This is a genomic window from Duffyella sp. Ts4 (assembly GCF_051851875.1).
Lineage (GTDB): Bacteria > Pseudomonadota > Gammaproteobacteria > Enterobacterales > Enterobacteriaceae > Duffyella > Duffyella gerundensis.
In genome coordinates, this window is record NZ_JBLYPN010000019.1 from 1 (window position 1) to 23,154 (window position 23,154).

Genomic DNA, 23,154 nt, shown 5'->3' on the forward strand with positions numbered 1-23,154 from the left:
ACTCGCGACCCCGACCTTGGCAAGGTCGTGCTCTACCAACTGAGCTATTCCCGCATAGGTACTACGTTTTGCAACTGCTTTACTGCTGTAAAAATTTGGAGCGGGAAACGAGACTCGAACTCGCGACCCCGACCTTGGCAAGGTCGTGCTCTACCAACTGAGCTATTCCCGCTCTGCGCAACGATATAAAATCTTCATCGGTACGGGGAGCGCATTATACGAGGAAAAAGTTCTCCCGCAAGCCTGTTTGACATTTTTTTTGCGATTTTTGTGCGACTGCTGCTTTTATCAACAAAGCGGCGAAAATGCCAGCAGATCGGCGGCAACCTGCTGCTGGCAAGGGCATTACAGCTGAATAAAATGTTCGCGATAGTAGGCCAGCTCAGCCACCGATTCGCGAATGTCATCCATTGCCTGATGACTGCCGGTTTTTTTAAAGCCCGGCAGAATGTCCGGCTTCCAACGGCGGGCCAGCTCTTTCAGCGTGCTGACATCAAGATAGCGATAGTGGAAGTACGCTTCGAGTTCCGGCATATATTTAAACAGAAAACGGCGATCCTGGCCGATGCTGTTGCCACAGATCGGCGAAGTGTTAGCGGGCACCCACTTCTGCAGGAACGCTAACGTGGCCAGTTCCGCTGCGCGATCGTCAAACTCACTTGCTTTGACCCGCGTCACCAGCCCACTGTTGGTGTGCGTCCGCACATTCCAGTCATCCATCAGCGCCAGCTGCTCATCGCTCTGATGCACCGCCATCACCGGGCCTTCCGCCAGGATATTTAGATTGGCATCGGTAATCAGCGTCGCGATTTCGATAATGCGGTCGCGCTCCGGATCGAGACCGGTCATTTCAAGGTCGATCCAAATCAGATTGTTTTCATTTCCGCTCATGCTTTGTCCCATAATTGTCTCTGTTAAGGTGTATCATAGACGTTTTGCCCTGTCGGGCGAAGCCTGCCGAACCCTGAGAGGATGAGTGAGTAAAAATAAACTGTCGAAAGGTCAACAGCGTCGCGTCAGCGCTAATCATGAGCGCCGTCTGAAGCAGCGTGCGGATAAACCCGAGCCGGATGACAGCCTGTTTGACGAAGCGCGTGATGGCGTGGTGATCAGCCGTTTCGGCATGCATGCCGACGTGGAAGATGCTGATGGCAGCGTTCACCGCTGTAATATCCGTCGTACCATCCGTTCGCTGGTTACCGGCGACCGCGTGGTGTGGCGTCCGGGCCTGCAACAGGGCACCGCGTCAAAAGGCATCGTGGAAGCGGTACACGAACGTAAGTCAGTGCTGACCCGCCCCGATTTTTACGATGGCGTGAAACCCATCGCCGCCAATATTGACCAGATTATTATCGTTTCGGCCATTCTGCCGGAGCTGTCGCTGAACATTATCGATCGCTATCTTGTCGCCAGTGAAACACTGGACGTTGAGCCGCTGCTGGTCCTGAATAAAACCGATCTGTTGGATGGTAACGCGCGCGCCTTTGTTGATAAGCAGATGGATATCTACCGCAAGATTGGCTATCGCGTGCTGATGGTATCCAGCCATGAAAAACAGGGCCTGGCCGAACTGGAAAGCGCCCTCACCGGCCGCGTTAGTATCTTTGCCGGCCAGTCGGGCGTGGGCAAATCGAGCCTGCTTAATGCGTTGCTTGATCTCGATCTCAGCAGCAATGAGATCGTCACCAACGATGTTTCTGATGTGTCCGGGCTCGGCCAGCACACCACCACCGCCGCACGCCTTTATCATTTCCCGCACGGCGGCGACGTAATTGACTCACCCGGCGTGCGCGAATTTGGCTTATGGCACCTTGAACCCGATCAGGTTACCCGCGGTTTTGCTGAGTTCCGTCCGTTCCTCGGCGACTGTAAATTCCGCGACTGTAAGCACGACACCGATCCTGGCTGCGCCATTCGCGAAGCGGTGGAAAACGGTCAAATCGACCGGTCGCGCTTTGACAATTACCATCGCATTCTGGAAAGCATGTCGCAGGTAAAAACGCGTAAAAACTTTGCTGCCGACGAGTAACAGCAGCGGGGCGAAATAGCCTTAGCAGCCCGCCGCTGCTACAATTCGCCCCCATCTTTTTGTTGTGCAACCTCATATTTGTAAGCCTGGAGGCTACCGTGCTGGATCGTTTAAAACTCGGCCTGAATCATATTCTGCCTAAAAAATGGCTGACTGAACTGGCCGGCTGGGGAGCCAGCAAACGTGCTGGCTGGTTCACCAAACTGGTGATCGATATTTTCGTCTGGTTCTACAAAGTAAATATGGCTGAAGCGCGCAAGCCTGATACCGCCAGCTACCGCACCTTTAACGATTTCTTCGTGCGTCCGCTTAAAGATGATGCGCGTCCGGTTGATACCGATCCCAATCTGCTGGTGCTGCCGTGCGACGGCGCGATCAGCCAGCTTGGCCACATCGACGACGACAATATTTTTCAGGCCAAAGGCCACTATTACACGCTGGAAGCGCTGCTGGCTGGCGATACCGCCATGGCCGATCAATTCCGCAACGGTGAGTTTGTCACCACCTATCTGGCGCCGCGCGACTACCACCGTGTACATATGCCGTGCAGCGGTATTCTGCGCGAAATGATTTACGTGCCCGGCGATCTCTATTCCGTCAACCCGTTGACGGCACGCAATATTCCCAACCTGTTTGCCCGTAATGAACGCGTAATCTGCTATTTCGATACCGATTTTGGCCCGATGGTGCAGATTCTGGTTGGCGCGACCATTGTTGGCAGCATCGAAACCACCTGGGCGGGCACCATTACGCCACCGCGTGAAGGGGTGATTAAACGCTGGCGTTATCCTGCCGCTGATGCGGAAGGTGCGGTTGTCCTGCTGAAAGGTCAGGAAATGGGCCGCTTCAAGCTCGGTTCGACCGTGGTTAATCTGTTTGCGCCAGGCAAAGTGAAACTGGCTGAAAGCCTTGAGGCGGAAAGCCCAACGCGTTTGGGTCAGCCGCTGGCCATTTCCCTGCCGCAGCAGCCTGTCGTTGTCGCTGCCTCCGCCACTGACCTGTAGGTGCCTCTGCTGTGCGTCTGCTGATCACTCTGCTGCTGGGGCTCTGCCTCAGCCAGCCTCTTCTCGCTGCGGCGCTGCCTGATGCCGATCAAATTAAACAGGATCTGGCGCAGGCGAAGTCAGAAAAGAACGGCACTGCCCAGCCAGAGCTGGTACAGAGTCTGGAAGCGACGCTGAATTTTCTGGATGAACGTGATGCGTCGTTGCAGCAGGCGCAGCAGTATCAACAGGTTATCGATGATTTTCCCCGCCTGGCGCGCGATCTGCGCCAGCAAATAGCCAGCCTCGCCGACAGCACTAAAACCGTTCGCAGCAACATGAGCAGCGCCGAGCTGGATCAGGAGATCCTGCAGGTCAGCAGCCAGCTGCTGGAAGAGAGCCGCCAGGCGCAGCAGGAGCAGGATCGCGCCCGCGATATCAGCGATTCGCTTGCTCAGCTGCCGCAACAGCAAACCGACGCCCGTCGCGCCATGAGCGAAACCGAACGCCGGTTGCAAAATCAGCCCACCGCGGCCACGCCGCTGGTTCAGGCGCAAACCAACGCACGGCTGGCCGAATCCGCGGCGCAAAAAGCGCGCATCGACGAGCTGGAACTGGCGCAGCTCTCTGCCAACAATCGCCAGGAACTGGCGCGCATGCGCAGCGAAGTGCATCAGCGCAAAGCCGAACAGCTGGATGATTATCTGCAGGCGCTGCGCAATCAGCTAAACACCCAACGGCAGCAGGAAGCAGAGCTGGCGCTGGCGCGTACCGAACAGCTGGCTGAAAACAGCGGCGATCTGCCAGCCAACATCACCGATCAGTTCCGGGTTAACCGCGAGCTGTCCGCTGCGCTGAATCAACAGGCGCAGCGCATGGACCTGGTGGCCTCGCAACAACGCCAGGCCACTAATCACACCATTCAGGTTCGTCAGGCGCTGAGCACCATTCGCGAGCAGTCACAATGGCTGGGCGCCTCTAATTTATTGGGCGAAGCGCTACGAGCGCAGGTCGCACGGCTGCCGGAGATGCCTAAATCACAGCAGCTGGACAGCGAAATGGGCCAGCTGCGCGTGCAGCGCCTGCATTATGAAGATCTGCTGAATCGTCAGCCGCAGCTCAAACAGCTTAAGCAGGCCAACGGTGCCCCGCTCTCTGCGGCGCAGGAACGCGTGCTGGATGCTCAGCTTAAAACCCAGCGCGAACTGCTCAGCTCGCTGCTTTCGGGTGCCGATACGCTGATTCTGGAGGTGACCAAGCTCAAGGTCGCCAACAGCCAGCTGGAAGATGCCCTAACCGAGATCAAAGAGGCGACGCACCGCTATCTGTTCTGGACCGCCGATGTCAGCCCGTTAAGTCTGAGCTTCCCGCTTGATGTGGCGCGCGATCTTAGCCTGTTCCTGTCGCTTGATTCGCTCAGTCAACTGGGCAAAGCGGTAGTAATGATGTTTACCAGCCGGGAAACGCTGCTGCCGATCATCGGTGCGCTGCTGCTGGTCGGTTTCAGCATTAGCTCGCGCCGTCATTTCAGCGCGTGGCTGGCACGTTCCGCCAATCGCGTCGGCAAAGTCACTCAGGATCGCTTTCGCCTGACACTGCGTACGGTGTTCTGGTCCATTCTGGTGGCGATACCGGTACCGGTGCTGTGGGCGGCGCTGGGTTATGGCCTGCGCAATGCCTGGCCCTACCCGATTGCGGTGGCGATTGGTGATGGCGTTACCGTCACCGTACCGCTGCTGTGGGCCTTCATGATCAGCGCCGCGTTTGCGCGCACCAACGGGCTGTTCATTATTCATTTTCGCTGGCCGCAGCGCAGCGTGGCGCGCGCCATGCGCTACTATTCGCTCTCCATCGGCTTTATCGTGCCGCTGATCATGCTGCTGATCACCTTTGATAATCTGCAGGATCGGCAGTTTTCCGGCACGCTGGGGCGCGTCTGCTTTATTCTGATTTGCGGCGCGTTGTGCATAGTTACCGTCAGCCTGAAACGTGCCGGCATTCCGCTCTATCTCGATAAAGAAGGCAGCGGTGAAAACTTCATTAACCGCATCCTGTGGAACCTGATGATCGCCATTCCGCTGGTGGCCGCGCTGGCGTCCTGCATCGGTTATCTGGCCACCGCGCAGGCGCTGCTGGCACGACTGGAAACGTCGGTCGCCATCTGGTTCCTGCTGCTGGTGATTTACCACATTATTCGCCGCTGGATGCTGATTCAGCGGCGGCGCATCGCCTTTGATCGTGCCCGCCAGCGTCGGGCTGACATGCTGGCTAACCGCGCGCGTAATGAAGAAGAGAGTGCCACACTGAACGCCGATGGCAGCGAAGTCGACGAGCCGATTATCGATCTTGATGCGATCAGCGCCCAGTCGCTGCGCCTGGTACGGTCGATTTTAACGCTGATTGCGCTGGTCTCGGTGATTGTGCTCTGGTCAGAGATTCACTCTGCTTTTGGCTTCCTGGAAAATATTCGGCTGTGGGATGCCAGCACCACGGTGCAGGGCGTGGAAAGCATTCAGCCTATTACGCTGGGCTCAGTGCTGATCGCGATTCTGGTGTTTATTATCACCACCCAACTGGTACGCAATATGCCTGCGCTGCTGGAACTGGCGCTGTTGCAGCATCTTAGCCTGACGCCCGGTACCGGTTACGCCATTACCACGCTGACCAAATATGTGCTGCTGCTGGTGGGCGGGCTGATAGGCTTCTCGCTGATTGGTATTGAGTGGTCGAAACTGCAATGGTTGGTCGCCGCGCTGGGTGTAGGTTTGGGTTTTGGTTTGCAGGAAATTTTTGCCAACTTTATTTCCGGCCTGATCATTCTGTTTGAAAAGCCGATTCGCATTGGCGATACGGTCACCATTCGCGATCTGACCGGCAGCATCACCCGCATTAATACCCGCGCGACCACTATTACCGACTGGGATCGCAAAGAGATTATCGTGCCGAATAAGGCCTTTATCACCGAGCAGTTCGTTAACTGGTCACTGTCCGATTCGGTCACGCGTGTGGTGTTGACCGTGCCGGCGCCGGGCAGCGTTAACAGTGAGGAAGTGACTAACCTGCTGATGCAGGCCGCCGAGCAGTGCAGCTATGTGTTGAAGATGCCGCAGCCGGAAGTGTTTCTGGTCGATTTGCAGCAGGGTATTCAGCTGTTCGAACTGCGTATTCACGCCGCAGAAATGGCGCATCGCATGCCGCTGCGTCATGAACTGCATCAGCTGATTCTGGCCGGTTATCGCGAGCACGGTATTGAACTGCCCTTCCCGCCTTTCCAGGTGCGCATGGAAACTGTTGGCCGTAAAGTGCCCGCCAGCAACGGTGCGCCCGCCGCCAGAAACTTCAGATCGGGTGGATTGTAATGAACAAAAGGGCCGATTGATTCGGCCCTTTTGTTTAGCAACGCTCTACCGGAAAGGCGATGACATCGCTTAACGATTCCGCGTTCAACGCCAGCATGATCAGGCGATCAACGCCCAGCGCCACGCCCGAGCAGGCAGGCAGGCCATGCGCCAGCGCATCCAGCAGATAGTGATCAACAGGATGCTCTGCCAGACCGCGTGCCACGCGACGGCGGTTATCCTGCTCAAAACGCTGCCGCTGTTCGCGACTGTCGGTGAGCTCACGAAAACCGTTTGCCAGCTCGATGCCTTTGAAATAGACCTCGAACCGCTCAGCGACGCGGTGATCTTCGGTGCTGATCTCCGCCAGTGCTGCCTGGCTGGCGGGGAAATGGTACACAAACACCGGCTTTTCCAGGCCAATCTTCGGCTCCACGCCCAGCATAAACAGCAGCTGTAACAGCGTATCGCGATCCTCTTCCGTGGCGGCAAACTCGGCCGCGCCGAGCTTCAGCGCGGCCTCACGTAGCTGCGCTTTATCTGCCGACAACGGGTCCAGCTCGAGGTGGCGAATAAACGCCTGCTGATAAGAGATCGATTCTGCGTTATCGCACTCCAACACCTGTTGCAGCAGATCGTCCACCTCGTTCATCAGCCGATACATATCGTAGTGCGGACGATACCACTCCAGCATGGTGAACTCAGGATTATGATGGCGCCCCGACTCTTCGTTACGGAAGCTGCGGCCCATCTGATAAATCGGCCCGCTTCCTGCCGCCAGCAGGCGTTTCATGTGATATTCCGGGCTGGTCATCAGCCAGAGATCGCGTCCTGCCGCCGCACCAGGGCCAACAAAGCGCGTCTGGAATGGAACAAGGTGGATATCGGTAACCGTTGCCTGACTCATTGCTGGTGTTTCCACTTCCAGCACGCCGCGATCGGCAAAAAATCGCCGAATTTCGGCCATAATTGCTGCGCGTTTCAACAAATTGGCAATGGGTGCGCTCGGCTGCCAGCTTGCCGTTTCGCTCATGGTGTTCACTCCTTAGTCAAACAAGGTGAAGCAGTCTACCCGTAACGTTGTCGGCAAACAAACCCGCGCGAAAAATTTACTCTGGCTGGCTAAGCGCGCGGTTTCAGGCCAGAATCAACCCCAGCAAATGCTGCTGACTCAAGACAAGGAAATCGCTATGTCCCTGTGGAAAATGCTGACCGCTGCTGTCGGCTCGCTGCTCTCCGTCGCCTGTTCCACCACGCCGCCTGACAATGTGCGCGTGGTGGAAAACTTTCAGTCAGAGCGCTATCTCGGCCAGTGGTATGAGATTGCCCGTCTGGATCACCGTTTTGAGCGCGGCCTTGAACAGGTCACCGCGACGTACAGCCCACGCGAAGATGGCGGTCTGAAAGTGGTGAATCGCGGTTTTAATACGCAAAAACAGCGCTGGCAGGAAAGTACTGGCAAAGCCTATTTTACCGGCGATCCGCAGCGTGCCTCGCTAAAGGTGAGCTTCTTTGGCCCGTTTTATGGCGGCTATAACGTGATTGCGCTGGATGAAAACTACCGTTATGCGCTGGTATGCGGCCCAAACCGATCCTATTTATGGATCCTGTCGCGCACGCCACAGCTGGACGCTGCGGTTAAAGAGGAACTGGTGCAAAAAGCGCGGGAGAATGGCTTTGCGGTGAATGCGTTAATCTGGGTTAACCAGCGGTAAAAGCGGCCGGTCCGCAGGCTACTGCGCACCGGCACGGTAATATTATTGCGTGGTGCGCTGAATCGCCTGACCGCCAGCTTCAACATCTTCGCCGACGCCGCGCGTGGTGTTGCACGCCGACAGTAGCGATGAAAGCACCAGAACTGAGAAGATTGCAGCAATACTTTTCTTGAGCATGATCCTTTCCTTTTAATGAGTTGTAGTAACGTACAGCGTTTTAAGCATAGACCGAATTTGCCTGCACGCGTTGAAAAGGAAAGGAGATAAGAGGAACTTATTTTGCCGCGCGGGAGATGGCGCCGCCAAGGTGGGAGACATCCTCACCAAAGCCGTGAAAGGTGTTGCAACCGCTGAGTGCGGCAACCATAAGCGCACCGAGTGCGGCGAGTTTAAGCAGCTTAATCATTACGCCTGCCTCTTCAGTAAAAAGGCGCACCTGTTCGATACGCCTTTTAGCCACTTACTTAACGCGAGAGACGTATTCGCCAGAGCGCGTGTCGACGCGAATCACTTCGCCGATCTGTACGAACAACGGAACCTTCACCACTGCGCCCGTAGACAGGGTCGCTGGCTTGCCGCCGGTACCGGCAGTGTCGCCTTTCAGGCCAGGATCGGTATCGGTGATTTCCAGCTCAACGAAGTTCGGTGGTAACACCTGAATCGGTTTGCCATTCCACAGCGTTACGATACATTCCGCGTTATCCAGCAGCCATTTGGCCGCATCGCCCACGGTTTTCTCTTCAACCGGGTGCTGTTCAAACGTTTCCGGGTGCATAAAGTGGTAGAACTCACCGTCGTTGTAGAGGTAGTTGAGGTTGGTATCAACCACATCTGCGCCTTCAGCGGAGTCAGTAGATTTGAAGGTCTTTTCAACGCGGCTGCCGGTCAGCAGGCGACGCATTTTAACGCGAGCAAATGCCTGGCCTTTACCTGGCTTCACAAACTCGCTTGATTCGATGGCGTAAGGTTCGCCTTCGAACATGATTTTAAGACCGGGACGGAAATCGTTGCTAGAATAAGTCGCCATAAAGGCCCTCTACAATTTAATACTGGTACTTAGCCAAAAAAATGGCACACATTGTAACCCTAAACACCCTGTCCAGAGAAGATTGGTTGCAGCAACTTGCTGATGTCATCACTGAACCAAATGAATTACTACAACTTTTAAATCTGGACGCTGAACGGCATCTGGTCGAAGGCGGCCGGGCGCGCAAGCTGTTTGCCCTACGCGTACCGCGTTCTTTTGTGCGCCGCATGAAATCGGGCGATGCGCGCGACCCTTTGCTGCTGCAAGTGCTCACTGACAGTGAGGAGTTCACCACGGCGCCAGGTTACACCACCGATCCGCTAGATGAGCAAAGCAGTGTGGTGCCCGGCTTACTGCATAAATACAGGAACCGCGCGCTGCTGCTGGTCAAAGGCGGCTGTGCGGTCAACTGCCGCTACTGCTTCCGCCGCCACTTCCCTTATCAGGACAACCAGGGCAATAAACGCAACTGGCTGAGCGCGCTGGAGTATATCCGACATCATCCGGAACTCGATGAAATAATTTTCTCCGGCGGCGATCCGCTGATGGCGAAAGATCACGAGTTAGCCTGGCTGATCGAGCAGCTGGAAGCGATTCCGCACCTGCGCCGTCTGCGCATTCACAGCCGTTTGCCGGTGGTTATTCCGGCCCGCATCACCGAAGGATTGTGTCAGCTGCTGGCGCAAACGCGGCTGCAGGTGCTGATGGTGACGCACATTAACCATGCGCAGGAAATTGATGATGAGCTGCGTCATGGCATGCAGATGTTGAAGCGGGCCGGCGTCACGCTGCTGAATCAGAGCGTGCTGCTGCGCGATGTGAATGACGATGCGCAGACGCTGGCCACACTGAGCAATGCGTTATTTGATGCCGGCATCCTGCCCTACTATCTGCACGTGCTGGACAAGGTTCAGGGCGCGGCGCATTTTCACGTCAGCGACAGCGAGGCGCGCCGGCTGGTACGCGAGCTGCTGGCTTTGGTGTCGGGCTATCTGGTGCCGAAGCTGGCGCGTGAAATTGGCGGTGAGCCGAGTAAGACGCCGTTGGATTTGCAGTTAAAGCAGGAATAGCGGGCGGGAAACGGGGCAGCGGCAACGCTGCCCGTTGCATCACATCACGGGCACTTATACACCTGGCCGGACATTTTGCTGTCGAGCGGGGCAAAGCTGGACCAGATATTTTGCGTTGGGCTGGTGGCACCATAAATCACGTTGCCGCCCATCTCAGCCGCGCGATTGCGCAGGTCGTTGGCCGCACCGCGTAGTGAACTGCCCTCGCCGCCCGCACCATTCAGCCAGTTGCTCTGTGAGCCGGTAAGGTTGCCCAGAAGCTGGCACTGGCTGCCTGGCTGCTGATCGGTAAAGGTCACGCGCTGTCCTGCCGAGCTGAGCTGCTGCGTGCCGCTACAACCTGCCAGTAAAAGGCTACCAAATACCAGTCCAGGCAAAAGGTTAATCCGCATTGTAATCCCCATTTATTATCATCTGAGTGCGGCAAGCGTACCAGAAAACCGTTGGATTTCCTGAACATCCGTTGCCGGAAATGTCTGTAGCTGAAATATCGCGCCCTTACTTATACCTTTTTGCCACCAAAAGAAAAACCCCCTGCCATTTCTGACAGGGGGTTCGGGTCGAACGTTACAACGGCAATTACATCATGCCGCCCATACCGCCCATGCCACCCATACCGCCAGCGCCGCCTAAATCAGGCGCGTCGCTTTTTGGCATGTCAGTCACCATACATTCGGTGGTGATCATCAGGCCAGCAACAGATGCCGCGTACTGCAGTGCAGAACGGGTCACTTTGGTTGGGTCCAGGATACCGAACTCAATCATGTCGCCATATTCTTCGGTCTGTGCGTTATAGCCGTAGTTACCTTCGCCCGCTTTCACGTTGTTGGTCACTACAGAAGGTTCTTCACCGGCGTTAGAAACGATCTGACGCAGTGGGGATTCCATCGCGCGCAGCGCAACTTTGATACCCACGTTCTGGTCTTCGTTCTGGCCACGCAGTTCAGAGAGTTTAGACGCTACGCGAACCAGCGCAACGCCGCCGCCTGCTACCACACCTTCTTCTACCGCTGCACGGGTTGCATGCAGAGCATCTTCAACGCGCGCTTTCTTCTCTTTCATTTCAACTTCAGTGGCTGCGCCTACTTTCAGAACGGCAACGCCGCCTGCCAGTTTCGCTACGCGCTCCTGCAGTTTTTCTTTGTCGTAATCAGAGGTGGCTTCTTCCATCTGCTGACGGATCTGCGAGACACGACCGTTGATGGCAGTTTCTTCGCCGACGCCATCAATGATGATGGTGGTGTCTTTGTTGATCACTACGCGCTTCGCCTGGCCCATATCTTCCAGCGTTGCTTTTTCCAGCTCCATACCGATCTCTTCAGAGATCACGGTACCGCCGGTCAGGATAGCGATATCCTGCAGCATCGCCTTACGACGATCGCCAAAGCCAGGTGCTTTAACCGCAGCCACTTTCACGATGCCGCGCATGGTGTTAACCACCAGCGTTGCCAGCGCTTCGCCTTCAACATCTTCAGCGATGATCAGCAGAGGCTTGCTTGATTTAGCAACCGCTTCCAGTACTGGCAGCAGTTCGCGAATGTTAGAGATTTTCTTATCAGCCAGCAGGATGAATGGGCTGTCTAATTCGATAGCGCCAGTTTCCGGCTTGTTGATGAAGTAAGGAGAGAGGTAACCACGGTCGAACTGCATACCTTCAACCACGTCCAGCTCGTCCTGCAGGCCGGTGCCTTCTTCAACGGTGATAACGCCTTCTTTACCTACTTTCTCCATTGCCTGCGCAATCAGCGTACCGACGGTTTCATCGGAGTTTGCAGAGATGGTACCCACCTGAGCAATCGCTTTAGAGTCGGAGCAAGGAACAGAAAGGTTTTTCAGCTGTTCAACCGCAGCGATAACCGCCTGGTCGATACCGCGTTTCAGATCCATCGGGTTCATGCCCGCCGCAACGGCTTTCAGGCCTTCGGTGATAATGGACTGTGCCAGCACGGTCGCGGTGGTGGTACCGTCGCCTGCAGCGTCGTTCGCTTTAGAGGCAACTTCTTTCACCATCTGCGCGCCCATGTTCTCAAACTTGTCTTCCAGTTCGATTTCACGTGCTACGGAAACGCCATCTTTAGTGATGGTCGGTGCACCGAAAGATTTATCCAGTACTACGTTACGGCCTTTTGGGCCCAGGGTAACTTTTACTGCATCTGCCAGTACGTTTACGCCGCGCAGCATTTTCACACGGGCGTCGTTACCGAATTTTACGTCTTTAGCTGCCATTTGAAATTTCCCTTAAATTCGTTTCGTTCAGTGAATACCGTACTAATTACGCTTCAACAACGGCGAGGATGTCGCTCTCGGAAATGATCAGCACTTCCTCATTGTCGATTTTTTCGGTTTTCGCGCCGTAGCCTTCGCTGAAAATGACGACATCGCCAACTTTCACGTCCAGCGGCTTCACATCACCACTTTCCAGGATACGGCCATTGCCTACGGCCAGCACTTCACCACGGGTCGATTTGCCCGCAGCGGAGCCGGTCAGAACGATGCCGCCAGCAGATTTGGATTCAACTTCTTTACGCTTGACGATGACGCGATCGTGCAATGGACGAATATTCATTTGATAGCTCTCCTTTGAGAAGTCCAATCAGTCATTTTTGGGATGAACGCCGGGCTTACAGGCTTCCGGCCTCGTGACCAAAGAGATAGGGCCAGTCAGGGGCCCTTTCAAGGGCCACTAACAAAAATTTTTTCACGAAAAGGGCGTTTGCTGTTTTTTTCGCCAAGCGTAACGGCGGAAGAAATGCGGCGCTAAATAACAAAAAAGCGCCCGCAGGCGCTTGATGCTGTGATCAACGATCGGGGCGATCGTCATGCTCAATTTGTTTCACATCTTTGCGTTCAAACTCGCCGTCGACGGTATATCCGCTATCGGGTCCGGCACCTGGTCCGCGCCAGACGCGCAGATGCGGCATCAGCTTCAGCGTCAGGTGTTTCTGCACCGGCGGTAACAGCAGCAGCAGGCCGAGGAAATCGGTAAAGAAGCCTGGCAGCAGCAGCAGCACGCCAGAGATGATCAACGATACACTTTTGATCATCTCTTTCGCCGGGCTTTCGCCCTGATTCAGCTTCTGCTGCATGAGCATAAAGTTTTTAACACCCTGATTTTTAACCAGTGAAATACCAATCAGCGAGGTGAACACCACCAGCAACATGGTCATCAGGACGCCCAGCACGTGAGCAACCTGGATAAACAGCGTGATTTCAATCCACGCCAGCACAAAGAAAACAATTAGTGGTAACCAGCGCACCGGATACTCCTTGCGGTTATAGCGGCCCGGCGCGTTGCCAGGCAGCAGAAATGGACGATCCCGAAGATCGTATTAACAGAGATGGGCACAGCGAAGCGCCTTTTCAACCGAACCTGCCGTTTTTTTGGCACTCTCTTACTTTCGTGACAAATATCACATATTGTTAACATACCTACGCCGATAAATATTGGGAAGGTGATCTATGTTCATGCAATTTGATGACAACAGAATATGATCGTGCTCGCTTCACCGTTGATGGATAAAATATCGGTGCTGGCGTTCCAGAACAACATAAACACATCCTCAGTGATGTATAACGCAAAGATTATGGGTTGCCGGCAGGCAGCCAAACAAGAAGGTTCCCATGGCAAATAACATTCGTATCGAAGAAGACCTGTTGGGCATGCGCGAAGTTCCAGCTGATGCTTACTACGGTGTTCATACTCTGCGTGCGATTGAAAATTTCTATATTAGTAGCAGCAAAATCAGCGACATCCCGGAGTTTGTTCGCGGTATGGTGATGGTGAAAAAGGCAGCGGCGATGGCCAACAAAGAGCTGCACACCATTCCCCGTAATATCGCCAACGTCATTATCCAGGCGTGTGATGAAGTGTTAAATAACGGGAAATGCATGGACCAGTTTCCGGTAGATGTTTATCAGGGCGGTGCGGGCACCTCGGTAAACATGAACACCAATGAAGTGCTGGCTAATATTGGCCTGGAATTAATGGGTCATCAAAAAGGCGACTACCAGTTCCTTAACCCGAACGATCACGTCAACAAGTGTCAGTCCACCAATGACGCCTACCCCACCGGCTTTCGTATCGCCGTTTACTCTTCCATCCTGAAACTGCTGGATGCGATTGGTCAGCTTGGCGAAGGCTTTCAGCGTAAAGCGGTAGAATTTGAAACCATCCTGAAAATGGGCCGTACCCAGCTTCAGGATGCGGTGCCGATGACGCTCGGCCAGGAGTTTCACGCCTTTAGCGTGCTGCTCAACGAAGAGATCAAAAATATTCTGCGCACCGCGGAGCTGCTGCTTGAGGTTAACCTCGGCGCGACGGCAATCGGCACCCGCCTGAACACCCCCGACGGCTATCAGCAGCTGGCGGTGGAGAAACTGGCAGAAGTGAGTAATTTGCCGGTGGTGCCAGCAGAAGACTTGATCGAAGCAACCTCAGACTGCGGCGCCTACGTGATGGTGCACTCCGCGCTGAAGCGGCTTGCGGTAAAAATGTCGAAAATTTGTAACGACCTGCGCCTGCTGTCATCTGGCCCGCGCTCTGGTCTGAACGAAATCAACCTGCCGGAACTGCAGGCGGGCTCATCGATTATGCCAGCCAAGGTCAATCCAGTGGTGCCGGAAGTGGTCAATCAGGTTTGCTTCAAGGTTATCGGCAATGACATCACGGTCACCATGGCGTCAGAAGCGGGTCAGTTGCAGCTCAATGTGATGGAGCCGGTGATTGGCCAGGCGCTGTTTGAATCGATCAGCATTCTGACCAACTCCTGCTACAACCTGCTGGAAAAATGCGTTAACGGCATCACCGCCAACCGTGCGGTTTGTGAAGCTTACGTGTTTAACTCCATCGGTATTGTTACTTACCTCAACCCCTACATCGGCCACCACAACGGCGATATTGTCGGCAAGATTTGTGCCGAAACCGGTAAAAGCGTACGTGAAGTGGTGTTGGAGCGCGGCCTGCTGACCGAAGCGGAGCTGGATGATATTTTCTCCGTGCAGAACCTGATGTTCCCGGCTTACAAAGCCAAACGCTATACCGACGAAAGTGAACAATAATTTGATATAGTCACTCATCGTATACGGCACGCCACAGTAAAATGCGGCGTGCTTTTTTTTTGCCCCTTATTTGTACTGGCCTGACGGGAGCGTCCAATGTTTGCGATGGAACTGGTTGTAGTGTTACTGGCGATCTACCTTGGCGCGCGCCTCGGCGGTATCGGTATCGGTTTTGCCGGTGGCCTTGGCGTGCTGGTGTTGACGCTGGTGTGCGGCATGAAGCCGGGTGCCATCCCCTTTGACGTGATTGAAATTATCATGGGCGTGATCGCCGCCATTGCCGCCATGCAGGTGGCGGGCGGCATGGATTATCTGGTAAGCCTGGCGGAACGCCTGCTGCGTCGTCATCCGCGTTACGTCACCTTTCTCGCGCCGCTGGTGACTTACGGCATGACACTGCTGGCAGGCACCGGTCATACCGCTTTTTCCACGCTGCCGGTGATCGCCGAAGTGGCCAAAGAGCAGGGCATCCGCCCTTCCCGTCCGCTCTCTATCGCCGTGGTCGCCTCGCAGATCGCCATCACCGCATCGCCGATTTCGGCGGCAGTGGTGTTTTTCGCCGGTATTCTTGAGCCCAAAGGCATCAGCTATCTGGCGCTGCTGTCGGTTGCCATTCCGTCAACCATGGTGGCTATTTTTATCGCGGCGATCGTCACCAACTTTCTGGGTAAAGAACTGGCTGACGATGAGATTTATCAGGCCCGACTGGCCAAAGGAGAAGTATCACGCCGTGGCAGCAACGGCTTTGTGGAAAAGCCCGGTGCCAAACGCTCGCTGCTGCTGTTTCTGGCCGGTATCGTCGCGGTGGTGTTTTATGCCACCGCCACCAGCGATGCGGTTGGGCTGATTACCAACCCACTGCTGCCGCGTAATGAAGCGATCGTGGTCTTTATGCTGACGGTGGCTACGCTGATTTGCCTGACCTGTCGCATCGATACCGGTGAGATTCTCAACGCCAGCACCTTTAAGTCAGGCATGAGCGCCTGCGTATGTGTGCTCGGTGTCGCCTGGCTGGGCGATACCTTCGTCAAGGGTCATCTGCAGGATATTCAGGCTATTGCTGGCGATCTGCTGCGTAGCTCACCGTGGATGCTGGCGCTGATCCTGTTTTTCGCCTCCACGCTGCTCTATTCCCAGGCAGCCACCACCAAGGCGCTGATGCCTGCCGCGCTGCTGCTTGGCGTATCGCCGCTGACCGCAGTGGCTTCGTTTGCTGCCGTCTCGGCGCTGTTTGTGCTGCCGACCTATCCAACGCTGCTCGCCGCGGTAGAGATGGATGATACCGGTTCAACCCGCATTGGCCGCCTTGTCTTCAACCACTCCTTCCTGATTCCGGGCGTTATCGCCATTGCGCTGTCGGTGGCGTTTGGCTTTCTGTTTGGTGGCCTGTGGCTTTGAGTCACAACTGATCAAATCCCTGTAGCTTCACCCGTGATATCATCTGCGCTTTCGCCGGAAAGGAGGCGTAATGAATCCCCTGTCTGCTGTTGTTGTACTCTGCACCGCACCCGATGACGCCACGGCAAATGCGCTGGCACAACGGGCACTGGACGCGCAGCTCGCCGCCTGTGTCACGCTGTTGCCAGGTGCCACCTCACTTTACATCTGGCAGGGGAAGCTGGAGCGCACCGCTGAAGTGCAAATGTTGCTGAAAAGCAGCGAAGCGCATCAGCAGGCGCTGATTGAGCTGCTAAAAGCAGCGCATCCTTACGACACGCCGGAACTATTAGTGCTGCCGGTTACACATGGAGAGAGTGAATACCTGTCATGGCTCAGCGCATCGCTACGTTAATTTTTATCCTGTTTTCCGTGTTCAGCCTGCCCGCGCAGGCCTCGCTGTTTGCACCGAAAACCACCGCCGACCGCTTTGTGCCGGTCAATCAGGCATTTGCTTTTGATTTTCGCCAGAACCAGCAGCAACTGACGCTAAGCTGGCAGGTCAAGCCGGGCTATTATCTCTATCGCCAGCAAATTTCGCTGGAAACCGAACACGCCACCTTCGCGCCGTTTACGCTGCCCGCAGGCCAGCCGCACGAAGATGAGTTCTACGGCAAGTCAGAGATTTACCCCAAGGATCTGCAGCTGGCGCTGACCATTCAGCAGGCCGGTGCCGACGCCAGCGTGCGCGTCACCTGGCAAGGCTGCGCCGCGGCGGGCTTCTGCTATCCGCCGGAAACGCGCACCCTTCCGCTCAGCGCGGTAACGGCCAGCGCCGTGCCGCCGCCTGCTGCCCAACCAGCCTCTGCCGCCAGTGCACCACCTACGCCGGTCAGCGCCCCGCTACCTTTTTCGCCATTCTGGGCGCTGCTGATTGGCATCGGTGTCGCCTTTACGCCCTGCGTTCTGCCGATGTATCCGCTGATATCCGGCATTATTCTTGGTGGAAGCCGACAATTCTCCATGGCGCGCCTGTTCGCACTGGCGATGGTTTACGTACAGGGCATGGCGCTGACCTATACGCTGATGGGCATGGTGGTCGCGGCGGCGGGCCTGCGCTTTCAGGCGGCCTTACAGCATCCTTATGTGCTGATCGGCCTGTCGGCGCTGTTTATCGTGCTGGCGCTGTCGATGTTTGGCCTGTTTACGCTGCAGCTTCCCGCCTCGCTGCAAACGCGGCTGACGCTGTGGAGCAACCGCCAGCAGGGCGGCTCGCTGCCAGGGGTCTTTTTCATGGGCGCGCTCGCTGGCCTGATCTGTTCGCCCTGCACCACCGCGCCGCTGAGCGCCATTCTGCTTTACATTGCGCAGAGCGGAAACCTGCTGGCCGGTGCTGGTACGCTCTATCTTTATGCGCTTGGCATGGGCCTGCCGCTGATTATCGTGACGTTATTTGGCAACCGCCTGTTGCCGCGCAGCGGACCGTGGATGGAAACGGTCAAAGTCGGCTTTGGCTTTGTGATTCTGGCGCTGCCGGTTTTTCTGCTGGAGCGCGTGATCGGTGCGGCGTGGGGCCTGCGGCTCTGGAGCCTGCTGGGCATCGCCTTCTTTGGCTGGGCTTTCATTACCAGCCTGCGCGCATCGAAGCCCTGGCTGCGCATCGTGCAGATCGTGCTCTTCGCCGCTGCGCTGATCGCCGCCCGTCCGCTGCAGGATTGGGTGTTTGGCACGCCGACTGCAAGCAGCAATGCTGCACACCTTACCTTCACGCGTATCGACAATCAGGCTGCGCTAACGCAGACGCTGCAACAATCATCGGGTAAAATCACGATGCTCGATCTCTATGCTGACTGGTGCGTAGCCTGCAAAGAGTTTGAAAAATATACCTTTAGCGATGCCAGCGTGCAGCAGGCGCTGAGCAACGTGCAGCTGTTGCAGGCCGACGTTACCGCCAACACCGCGCAGCAAAGCGCGCTGTTGCAACAGCTGAATGTGCTGGGGCTGCCGACCATTCTGTTTTTTGCCGACGGCAAAGAGATCCCCGGCTCACGCATCACCGGCTTTCTGAATGCCGCTGATTTTACGGCGCATTTGCAGAAATTAAGTCATTAAACGACACTGAACGTTAATTTGAACCAGCCGGAAAAACCGGTAAACGCATTAGTGAGGAGCGTCACTTGCAACGTGAACAGGTACTCGAACATGCGCTTAATGTGCTTGAACGACACGGCTTATCCGCCACCACATCGCTGGCGATGCTGGCCACAGAAATTGAGTTTCCACTGGAGCAACTCCAGCGCTTCTGGCCCGATCGTGATGCGCTGCTCTATGACGCACTGCGCTTTCACGGCGAGCAAATCGACACCTGGCGCCGCCAGTTACTGCTTGATGAAACCTTAGATGCCGAACAGAAGCTGCTGGCGCGCTACGACGTACTGGAGCAGTCGGTTAATAATGGTCGTTTTCCCGGCTGTCTGTTTATCTCCGCCTGTACCTTCTACCCGCACGCCGATCACCCGATTCATCGCATCGCCGAACAGCAGAAACGCGCTTCGTGGCAATACACGCACGATCTGTTAGTGCAGCTGCAGGCTGATAACCCAACACTGGTGGCGGAGCAGATGGAGCTGATTCTGGAAGGCTGCCTGAGCAAACTGCTGGTAAAACACAGCGTGCAGGATGTGGCGACGGCAAAGCGTCTGGCGGAAGATGTGTTGCGCTTTGCCATGTGCCGTAAAAACGGCGCGCTAACCTGACTTTGCCTGAAAAAAGCGCAGTTGACGCGCTCAGGGGCACTTTTTCGCATAAAGCCGTTGACGCCCTGCGGGCTTTACGGTTTAATGCGCCCCGTTGCCCGAATAGCTCAGTCGGTAGAGCAGGGGATTGAAAATCCCCGTGTCCTTGGTTCGATTCCGAGTTCGGGCACCACTTATTAAAGAACCCGCCCAAAAGGCGGGTTTTTGCTTTTCAGGAGCCGAACTCCTCATCGAACGCCGTTCGATTGACTCGCCACCTCCCTGTGGCTCGCCCTGCGGGCGGACGCTGAAGCGCCCGTCAAAAACGTTCCTGACGTTTTTGTCCGAGTTCGGGCACTACTTATTAAAGAACCCGCCCAAAAGGCGGGTTTTTGCTTTTCCGGAGCAGAACTCTTCATCGAACGCCGTTCGATTGACTCTCCTCCGAACCTTCATCAAGCCGCATACCCTTCCCTGACCAACGCCCTTTTGCCGTTTAACGCATAACCATTTAACCGTTCTGGCTATCGCGCATTCAGGGGATGGCTCGCCAGGCGGCGGCTGCTACACTCTCTTCTCTCACCACCTGTTTGTTTAGCGGAGAAGGCTCACTATGTCGGAACAAGATTACCAGCCACCAAAAGTATGGAAATGGAATCAGGATAATGCGAGTGCCTGGTCGAAAACCAACCGCCCGATTGCCGGCCCAACCCATGAAAAAAGCCTGCCGCAGGGCGAGCATCCGCTGCAACTCTATTCGCTGGGCACACCAAATGGTCAGAAGGTCACTATTCTGCTGGAGGAGCTCCTGGCGGTAGGCGTTACCGCGGCGGAATATGATGCGCACCTGATTCGTATCGGCGAAGGCGATCAGTTCTCCAGCGGCTTTGTTGAGATCAACCCCAACTCCAAAATTCCGGCGCTGCTTGACGTCTCGGAAACGCCGCCGGTGCGCGTTTTTGAATCCGGCGCCATCCTGCTCTATCTGGCCGACAAATTTGGGCATTTCCTGCCGGAAGATCGGTCAGGTCGCACCGAAGCGCTGAACTGGCTCTTCTGGCTGCAGGGATCGGCACCCTACCTCGGCGGCGGTTTCGGCCACTTCTATCACTATGCGCCGGTAAAAATTGAATACGCCATTGAGCGCTTTACCATGGAAACCAAACGTCAGCTCGACGTGCTGGATCGCCAGCTGGCTGAGCACCGTTTTATTGCCGGTGATGAATACACCATTGCCGATATTGCGATTTGGCCATGGTACGGTAACCTGGTGCGCAACGATCAGTATGGCGCCGCTGAATTCCTCGACGTGGGCAGCTATCAGCACGTGCAGCGCTGGGCAGAAGAGATTGAAAATCGTCCGGCGGTTCAGCGTGGCCGTAAGGTCAACCGCACCTGGGGCGAACCGTCAGAGCAGCTGCATGAACGTCATGACGCTGCCGATTTCGATACCAACACCGAAGATAAACGCGGCAAATAAGCCGGTTACCCGGCTACGGCCGGGTCTCTTTTACTCCTTCGTCACCGCCGTTTTACTCACCTGATCGTAATAGAGCATGCTGGCACCAATGCCCTGCGCCGCTCCCTGCACGTTATCCCGCAACGCCACCAGTTTTTTCCCTTGCAGCATCACCACATAAGGTGAGTTCTGTTGCACTTCAGTTTGCAACGCCCGATAACGCTCACGCCGCTGTGCCACGTCGCTTTCTGCCGCCGCCGCACGCGTCTGCTGACTGAGCGCAGGAATGGTCCAGCCGACACGCCAGGCGAGGGTTTTTGGCCCGTTGGGCACATTATAGGCAAAGGTGCTGGCGTTGGTGTTGGGATCGATATAGTCCGCGCCCCAATAGGTGAAGATTGCCTGGAAATTGCGGGCGCGCATTTTACCCCACAGATCCGCTTCCGCCACCGGTTGAATATCGATATGGATATCCGCCTGGGCAAAGCTCGCCTGCAGCGCCTGCGCTACGTCGGTATAAGGCGGCTGATTGGTGACCGTCAGGCTGAAATGCGTGCCGGGTTTGATACCCGCCTGCTGCAGAATCGCTTTCGCTTTCGCCACATCAAGATGAAATGGCGTAGTGGTCAGCGCGCCATCAAAGCCCTGCGGCAGAAAAGCCTGATGCACCTGATACTGGCCTTTCAGCAACTGCGTTGACAGGCTGTCATAATCCACCAGCCAGCGCGCCGCCTGCCACAGTGCAGGATTGCCCAGCCCCGCCTGCTGCGTGTTAAACCCGAGATAATAGATCAGGCTGGAAGGAAAGGCCTCAATTCTGACGCCGGGGCGCTGCCTCAGCGCATCAAACTGATCGGCACCCAGTTCATAGGCCACATCGGCATCGCCCTGCTCCAGCAACAGACGTCGCGAGCCTGAATCGCTAACGCCTTTCAGAATCACGCGTTTCAGCGCGGGCTTCGGTTGCGCATGCGGGCTCGCCTCCAGCACCAGCGCCTGCTGCGGCGCAAAGCTGCGAATGGCATAGGCGGCGCTGCCCGCCGAATGGGTACGCAGCCAGCCGTTGCCGTAGTCGTTGTTGCTGGCATGCTGCTGCGCCAGCTTCGCATCAACAATCGACGCCACCGGCGATGACAGCAGACGCAGCGCCAGATCGCGACCAATCGGCGCCACCCAGCGAATCTCCAGCTGATGATCGTCAATGCGCGTGAACTGGGCGTCGATGTTATCGGCAGTCCAGCCAAATTCGCCGAGGATAAACGCCGGGGTTTTGTTGAGCTTGATAGCGCGCGTGAGTGAGAAAATGATATCGCTGGCGGTCACCGGATTGCCGCTGGCAAAGGTCGCCTGAGGATTAAGCTGAATGCGCAGGCTGTGCGCGCTGTTGCCCGGTTGCCATGAGGTGGCCAGCTCGGCGGCGAGCTTTTGCTGATCGCGGCGATCGGCCTGCACCAGCCGCTGATAGATATTAATCAAACTGCCGGTGCTGACCGTTTCGAAGCTTTCCGCCGGATCGAAACTGATAATGCCATCCAGCGGAATGGCCACCACCAGCGTATCAGCAGGCGTTGCCGCCTGCACTGCGCTGGTGGTTAACAGCGCGGAAGTCACTAAAAACGATAAAATTTTACGCATATTCACTGTCCTGGCAGCCCATGTTCCCCGACTATAGAGGGAAGCGGCTAACGCAGAAATGCGTCTTTCAGCAATCGAATGCCAGAATCAGGCTAAGCCTGCGGCCCGAAGCGGAATTATGAGAGATTGTGCAGCGCTTTTTGCAGCGGGTCGCCGAGCTGCAATTCACTGAATTCCACCTCCAGCCCCTGCCTTTCCGGCGAGCAGCACATTACGCCGACAAAACGCGCCGCGTTGCCTGGCCAGCGAGCCAGACGCAGCAGCGGCCAGCTGACGCCGTCGCAGGAGTATTGAATACGCAGCGCCTCATCTTTCAGCGTCACCCGCATCCAGAACTGCCGCGCATCGCCCGGAAAAATGCCGGTGGACCAGTCGGAAAACTCACGGGTCACCACGCAGCCGATCGCCGGTGCGCCGTCGTTAAACTCAATACCCGCCTTGACCCAGTGCTGCTCATCATCACGGATAAAAATGCCCGCCTGGTCGTAAAGCTGACGGAAATCCGCGCGAATTTTCACCTGCAACGTAAAATCGCCGTTGACCGCGTAGCCGCAGGCGTGGCCGGAGTGCCGCGAAAAGCCATAATAGGTTTTGAGCCAGAAATCGGTGTTGGCGTCGGTGGTGACCACCAGCCGATCGGCCTGCTGCTCGACCACGGCCGGTTGGTTAATCCAGCGATGATCGCCGGCGGTGAAGGTCTTAATGGTTTGCATGAGCGATCCTGTTGT

The 23,154-nt window shown here is 56.0% G+C and carries 22 protein-coding genes and 2 tRNA genes; 12 read left to right on the forward strand and 12 right to left on the reverse strand.

Annotation, left to right across the window (positions count from 1 at the left end; all coding sequences use genetic code 11):
* Window positions 1-96: 96 nt before the first annotated feature.
* Both ACJY2L_RS18340 and orn read right to left on the reverse strand, forming a co-directional pair.
* Window positions 97-172 (reverse strand) — tRNA-Gly (locus ACJY2L_RS18340).
* A gap of 173 nt (window positions 173-345) precedes the next feature.
* The gene (gene orn, locus ACJY2L_RS18345; RefSeq protein WP_439214062.1) at window positions 346-891 is read right to left on the reverse strand and encodes an oligoribonuclease; all 546 of its coding nucleotides are present in this window, start codon (window positions 889-891) and stop codon (window positions 346-348) included.
* Window positions 892-976: 85 nt separating this feature from the next.
* Between orn and rsgA the strand changes: the two genes are divergently transcribed.
* The 3 genes from rsgA (at window position 977) to mscM (ending at window position 6,371) form a co-directional block, all read left to right on the forward strand.
* Window positions 977-2,029: a small ribosomal subunit biogenesis GTPase RsgA gene (gene rsgA / locus ACJY2L_RS18350; protein ID WP_067434024.1), complete on the forward strand. Its 1,053-nt coding sequence runs from the start codon at window positions 977-979 to the stop codon at window positions 2,027-2,029.
* A 98-nt stretch (window positions 2,030-2,127) separates the two neighbouring features.
* Entirely contained in the window at window positions 2,128-3,033 is a 906-nt protein-coding gene (asd, locus tag ACJY2L_RS18355; protein ID WP_439214061.1) for an archaetidylserine decarboxylase, read from the forward strand.
* A gap of 11 nt (window positions 3,034-3,044) precedes the next feature.
* Window positions 3,045-6,371 carry a miniconductance mechanosensitive channel MscM gene (gene mscM / locus ACJY2L_RS18360; protein ID WP_439214060.1) on the forward strand — a complete coding sequence of 1,109 codons (3,327 nt, stop codon included), beginning with the start codon at window positions 3,045-3,047 and terminating at the stop codon, window positions 6,369-6,371.
* A gap of 34 nt (window positions 6,372-6,405) precedes the next feature.
* On the opposite strand, the gene epmA is transcribed toward mscM, so the two are convergent.
* A complete protein-coding gene (epmA, locus tag ACJY2L_RS18365) occupies window positions 6,406-7,383 on the reverse strand; it encodes an elongation factor P--(R)-beta-lysine ligase (protein ID WP_439214059.1) in 978 nt (325 codons plus the stop codon).
* Between the two features lie 157 nt (window positions 7,384-7,540).
* Between epmA and ACJY2L_RS18370 the strand changes: the two genes are divergently transcribed.
* The gene (locus ACJY2L_RS18370) at window positions 7,541-8,065 is read left to right on the forward strand and encodes a lipocalin family protein (protein WP_439214058.1); all 525 of its coding nucleotides are present in this window, start codon (window positions 7,541-7,543) and stop codon (window positions 8,063-8,065) included.
* Window positions 8,066-8,107: 42 nt separating this feature from the next.
* Here ACJY2L_RS18370 and ACJY2L_RS18375 read toward each other — a convergent pair whose 3' ends face one another.
* The 3 genes from ACJY2L_RS18375 to efp all read right to left on the reverse strand — a co-directional run bounded on the left by ACJY2L_RS18375 (window position 8,108) and on the right by efp (window position 9,092).
* Window positions 8,108-8,242, reverse strand: a complete 135-nt coding sequence (locus ACJY2L_RS18375; protein ID WP_067434036.1) for an entericidin A/B family lipoprotein — start codon at window positions 8,240-8,242, stop codon at window positions 8,108-8,110.
* Between the two features lie 97 nt (window positions 8,243-8,339).
* Window positions 8,340-8,471: an entericidin A/B family lipoprotein gene (locus ACJY2L_RS18380; protein ID WP_187486491.1), complete on the reverse strand. Its 132-nt coding sequence runs from the start codon at window positions 8,469-8,471 to the stop codon at window positions 8,340-8,342.
* Window positions 8,472-8,525: 54 nt separating this feature from the next.
* Window positions 8,526-9,092 (reverse strand): elongation factor P, encoded by a 567-nt coding sequence (gene efp / locus ACJY2L_RS18385; RefSeq protein ID WP_034891518.1) that lies wholly within the window; start codon window positions 9,090-9,092, stop codon window positions 8,526-8,528.
* 41 nt (window positions 9,093-9,133) lie between these two features.
* Between efp and epmB the strand changes: the two genes are divergently transcribed.
* The gene (gene epmB, locus ACJY2L_RS18390) at window positions 9,134-10,162 is read left to right on the forward strand and encodes an EF-P beta-lysylation protein EpmB (RefSeq protein ID WP_264273286.1); all 1,029 of its coding nucleotides are present in this window, start codon (window positions 9,134-9,136) and stop codon (window positions 10,160-10,162) included.
* A gap of 44 nt (window positions 10,163-10,206) precedes the next feature.
* Here the strand turns inward: epmB and ACJY2L_RS18395 are convergent, their stop codons facing one another.
* The 4 genes from ACJY2L_RS18395 to ACJY2L_RS18410 all read right to left on the reverse strand — a co-directional run bounded on the left by ACJY2L_RS18395 (window position 10,207) and on the right by ACJY2L_RS18410 (window position 13,419).
* On the reverse strand, window positions 10,207-10,554 hold the full coding sequence (locus ACJY2L_RS18395) for a DUF4156 domain-containing protein (RefSeq protein ID WP_067434042.1): 348 nt from the start codon (window positions 10,552-10,554) through the stop codon (window positions 10,207-10,209).
* 187 nt (window positions 10,555-10,741) lie between these two features.
* Complete coding sequence (gene groL / locus ACJY2L_RS18400; protein ID WP_439214057.1) at window positions 10,742-12,388, reverse strand: chaperonin GroEL; 1,647 nt, start codon at window positions 12,386-12,388, stop codon at window positions 10,742-10,744.
* 46 nt (window positions 12,389-12,434) lie between these two features.
* On the reverse strand, window positions 12,435-12,728 hold the full coding sequence (locus ACJY2L_RS18405) for a co-chaperone GroES (RefSeq protein ID WP_067434048.1): 294 nt from the start codon (window positions 12,726-12,728) through the stop codon (window positions 12,435-12,437).
* Window positions 12,729-12,960: 232 nt separating this feature from the next.
* Window positions 12,961-13,419, reverse strand: coding sequence for an FxsA family protein (locus ACJY2L_RS18410; protein ID WP_067434051.1), 459 nt, complete (start codon window positions 13,417-13,419; stop codon window positions 12,961-12,963).
* 364 nt (window positions 13,420-13,783) lie between these two features.
* On the opposite strand from ACJY2L_RS18410, the gene aspA reads away from it, so the two are divergent.
* The 7 genes from aspA (at window position 13,784) to yghU (ending at window position 20,812) form a co-directional block, all read left to right on the forward strand.
* Entirely contained in the window at window positions 13,784-15,220 is a 1,437-nt protein-coding gene (gene aspA, locus ACJY2L_RS18415) for an aspartate ammonia-lyase (protein ID WP_067434054.1), read from the forward strand.
* A 96-nt stretch (window positions 15,221-15,316) separates the two neighbouring features.
* Window positions 15,317-16,618, forward strand: a complete 1,302-nt coding sequence (locus ACJY2L_RS18420) for an anaerobic C4-dicarboxylate transporter (RefSeq protein WP_439214056.1) — start codon at window positions 15,317-15,319, stop codon at window positions 16,616-16,618.
* 70 nt (window positions 16,619-16,688) lie between these two features.
* A complete protein-coding gene (gene cutA, locus ACJY2L_RS18425) occupies window positions 16,689-17,012 on the forward strand; it encodes a divalent cation tolerance protein CutA (protein WP_439214055.1) in 324 nt (107 codons plus the stop codon).
* Window positions 16,988-18,709 (forward strand): protein-disulfide reductase DsbD, encoded by a 1,722-nt coding sequence (locus tag ACJY2L_RS18430; RefSeq protein WP_439214054.1) that lies wholly within the window; start codon window positions 16,988-16,990, stop codon window positions 18,707-18,709. Before cutA ends, ACJY2L_RS18430 begins: the two co-directional genes overlap by 25 nt.
* 65 nt (window positions 18,710-18,774) lie before the next feature.
* Complete coding sequence (dicD, locus tag ACJY2L_RS18435) at window positions 18,775-19,353, forward strand: division control transcriptional repressor DicD (RefSeq protein ID WP_439214053.1); 579 nt, start codon at window positions 18,775-18,777, stop codon at window positions 19,351-19,353.
* A 96-nt stretch (window positions 19,354-19,449) separates the two neighbouring features.
* Window positions 19,450-19,525: transfer RNA gene (locus tag ACJY2L_RS18440), tRNA-Phe, on the forward strand.
* A gap of 420 nt (window positions 19,526-19,945) precedes the next feature.
* Window positions 19,946-20,812: a glutathione-dependent disulfide-bond oxidoreductase gene (gene yghU, locus ACJY2L_RS18445; RefSeq protein WP_439214052.1), complete on the forward strand. Its 867-nt coding sequence runs from the start codon at window positions 19,946-19,948 to the stop codon at window positions 20,810-20,812.
* 30 nt (window positions 20,813-20,842) lie between these two features.
* On the opposite strand, the gene ACJY2L_RS18450 is transcribed toward yghU, so the two are convergent.
* Together ACJY2L_RS18450 and ACJY2L_RS18455 are read right to left on the reverse strand one after the other, a co-directional pair.
* On the reverse strand, window positions 20,843-22,426 hold the full coding sequence (locus ACJY2L_RS18450) for an ABC transporter substrate-binding protein (protein WP_439214051.1): 1,584 nt from the start codon (window positions 22,424-22,426) through the stop codon (window positions 20,843-20,845).
* Between the two features lie 116 nt (window positions 22,427-22,542).
* Window positions 22,543-23,139, reverse strand: a complete 597-nt coding sequence (locus tag ACJY2L_RS18455; RefSeq protein ID WP_439214050.1) for a DUF1349 domain-containing protein — start codon at window positions 23,137-23,139, stop codon at window positions 22,543-22,545.
* Window positions 23,140-23,154 lie beyond the last annotated feature (15 nt).

Excerpts from the sequence above, each read along its gene's own strand:
- ACJY2L_RS18380 (WP_187486491.1), bottom strand. The coding sequence starts at position 8,471 with ATGATTAAGCTGCTTAAACTCGCCGCACTCGGTGCGCTTATGGTTGCC.
- yghU (WP_439214052.1), top strand. The coding sequence starts at position 19,946 with ATGTCGGAACAAGATTACCAGCCACCAAAAGTATGGAAATGGAATCAG.
- efp (WP_034891518.1), bottom strand. The coding sequence starts at position 9,092 with ATGGCGACTTATTCTAGCAACGATTTCCGTCCCGGTCTTAAAATCATG.
- orn (WP_439214062.1), bottom strand. The coding sequence starts at position 891 with ATGAGCGGAAATGAAAACAATCTGATTTGGATCGACCTTGAAATGACC.
- ACJY2L_RS18420 (WP_439214056.1), top strand. The coding sequence starts at position 15,317 with ATGTTTGCGATGGAACTGGTTGTAGTGTTACTGGCGATCTACCTTGGC.
- ACJY2L_RS18370 (WP_439214058.1), top strand. The coding sequence starts at position 7,541 with ATGTCCCTGTGGAAAATGCTGACCGCTGCTGTCGGCTCGCTGCTCTCC.
- ACJY2L_RS18430 (WP_439214054.1), top strand. The coding sequence starts at position 16,988 with ATGGCTCAGCGCATCGCTACGTTAATTTTTATCCTGTTTTCCGTGTTC.
- ACJY2L_RS18375 (WP_067434036.1), bottom strand. The coding sequence starts at position 8,242 with ATGCTCAAGAAAAGTATTGCTGCAATCTTCTCAGTTCTGGTGCTTTCA.
- ACJY2L_RS18450 (WP_439214051.1), bottom strand. The coding sequence starts at position 22,426 with ATGCGTAAAATTTTATCGTTTTTAGTGACTTCCGCGCTGTTAACCACC.
- ACJY2L_RS18455 (WP_439214050.1), bottom strand. The coding sequence starts at position 23,139 with ATGCAAACCATTAAGACCTTCACCGCCGGCGATCATCGCTGGATTAAC.
- epmA (WP_439214059.1), bottom strand. The coding sequence starts at position 7,383 with ATGAGCGAAACGGCAAGCTGGCAGCCGAGCGCACCCATTGCCAATTTG.
- cutA (WP_439214055.1), top strand. The coding sequence starts at position 16,689 with ATGAATCCCCTGTCTGCTGTTGTTGTACTCTGCACCGCACCCGATGAC.
- epmB (WP_264273286.1), top strand. The coding sequence starts at position 9,134 with ATGGCACACATTGTAACCCTAAACACCCTGTCCAGAGAAGATTGGTTG.
- ACJY2L_RS18405 (WP_067434048.1), bottom strand. The coding sequence starts at position 12,728 with ATGAATATTCGTCCATTGCACGATCGCGTCATCGTCAAGCGTAAAGAA.
- groL (WP_439214057.1), bottom strand. The coding sequence starts at position 12,388 with ATGGCAGCTAAAGACGTAAAATTCGGTAACGACGCCCGTGTGAAAATG.
- aspA (WP_067434054.1), top strand. The coding sequence starts at position 13,784 with ATGGCAAATAACATTCGTATCGAAGAAGACCTGTTGGGCATGCGCGAA.
- ACJY2L_RS18395 (WP_067434042.1), bottom strand. The coding sequence starts at position 10,554 with ATGCGGATTAACCTTTTGCCTGGACTGGTATTTGGTAGCCTTTTACTG.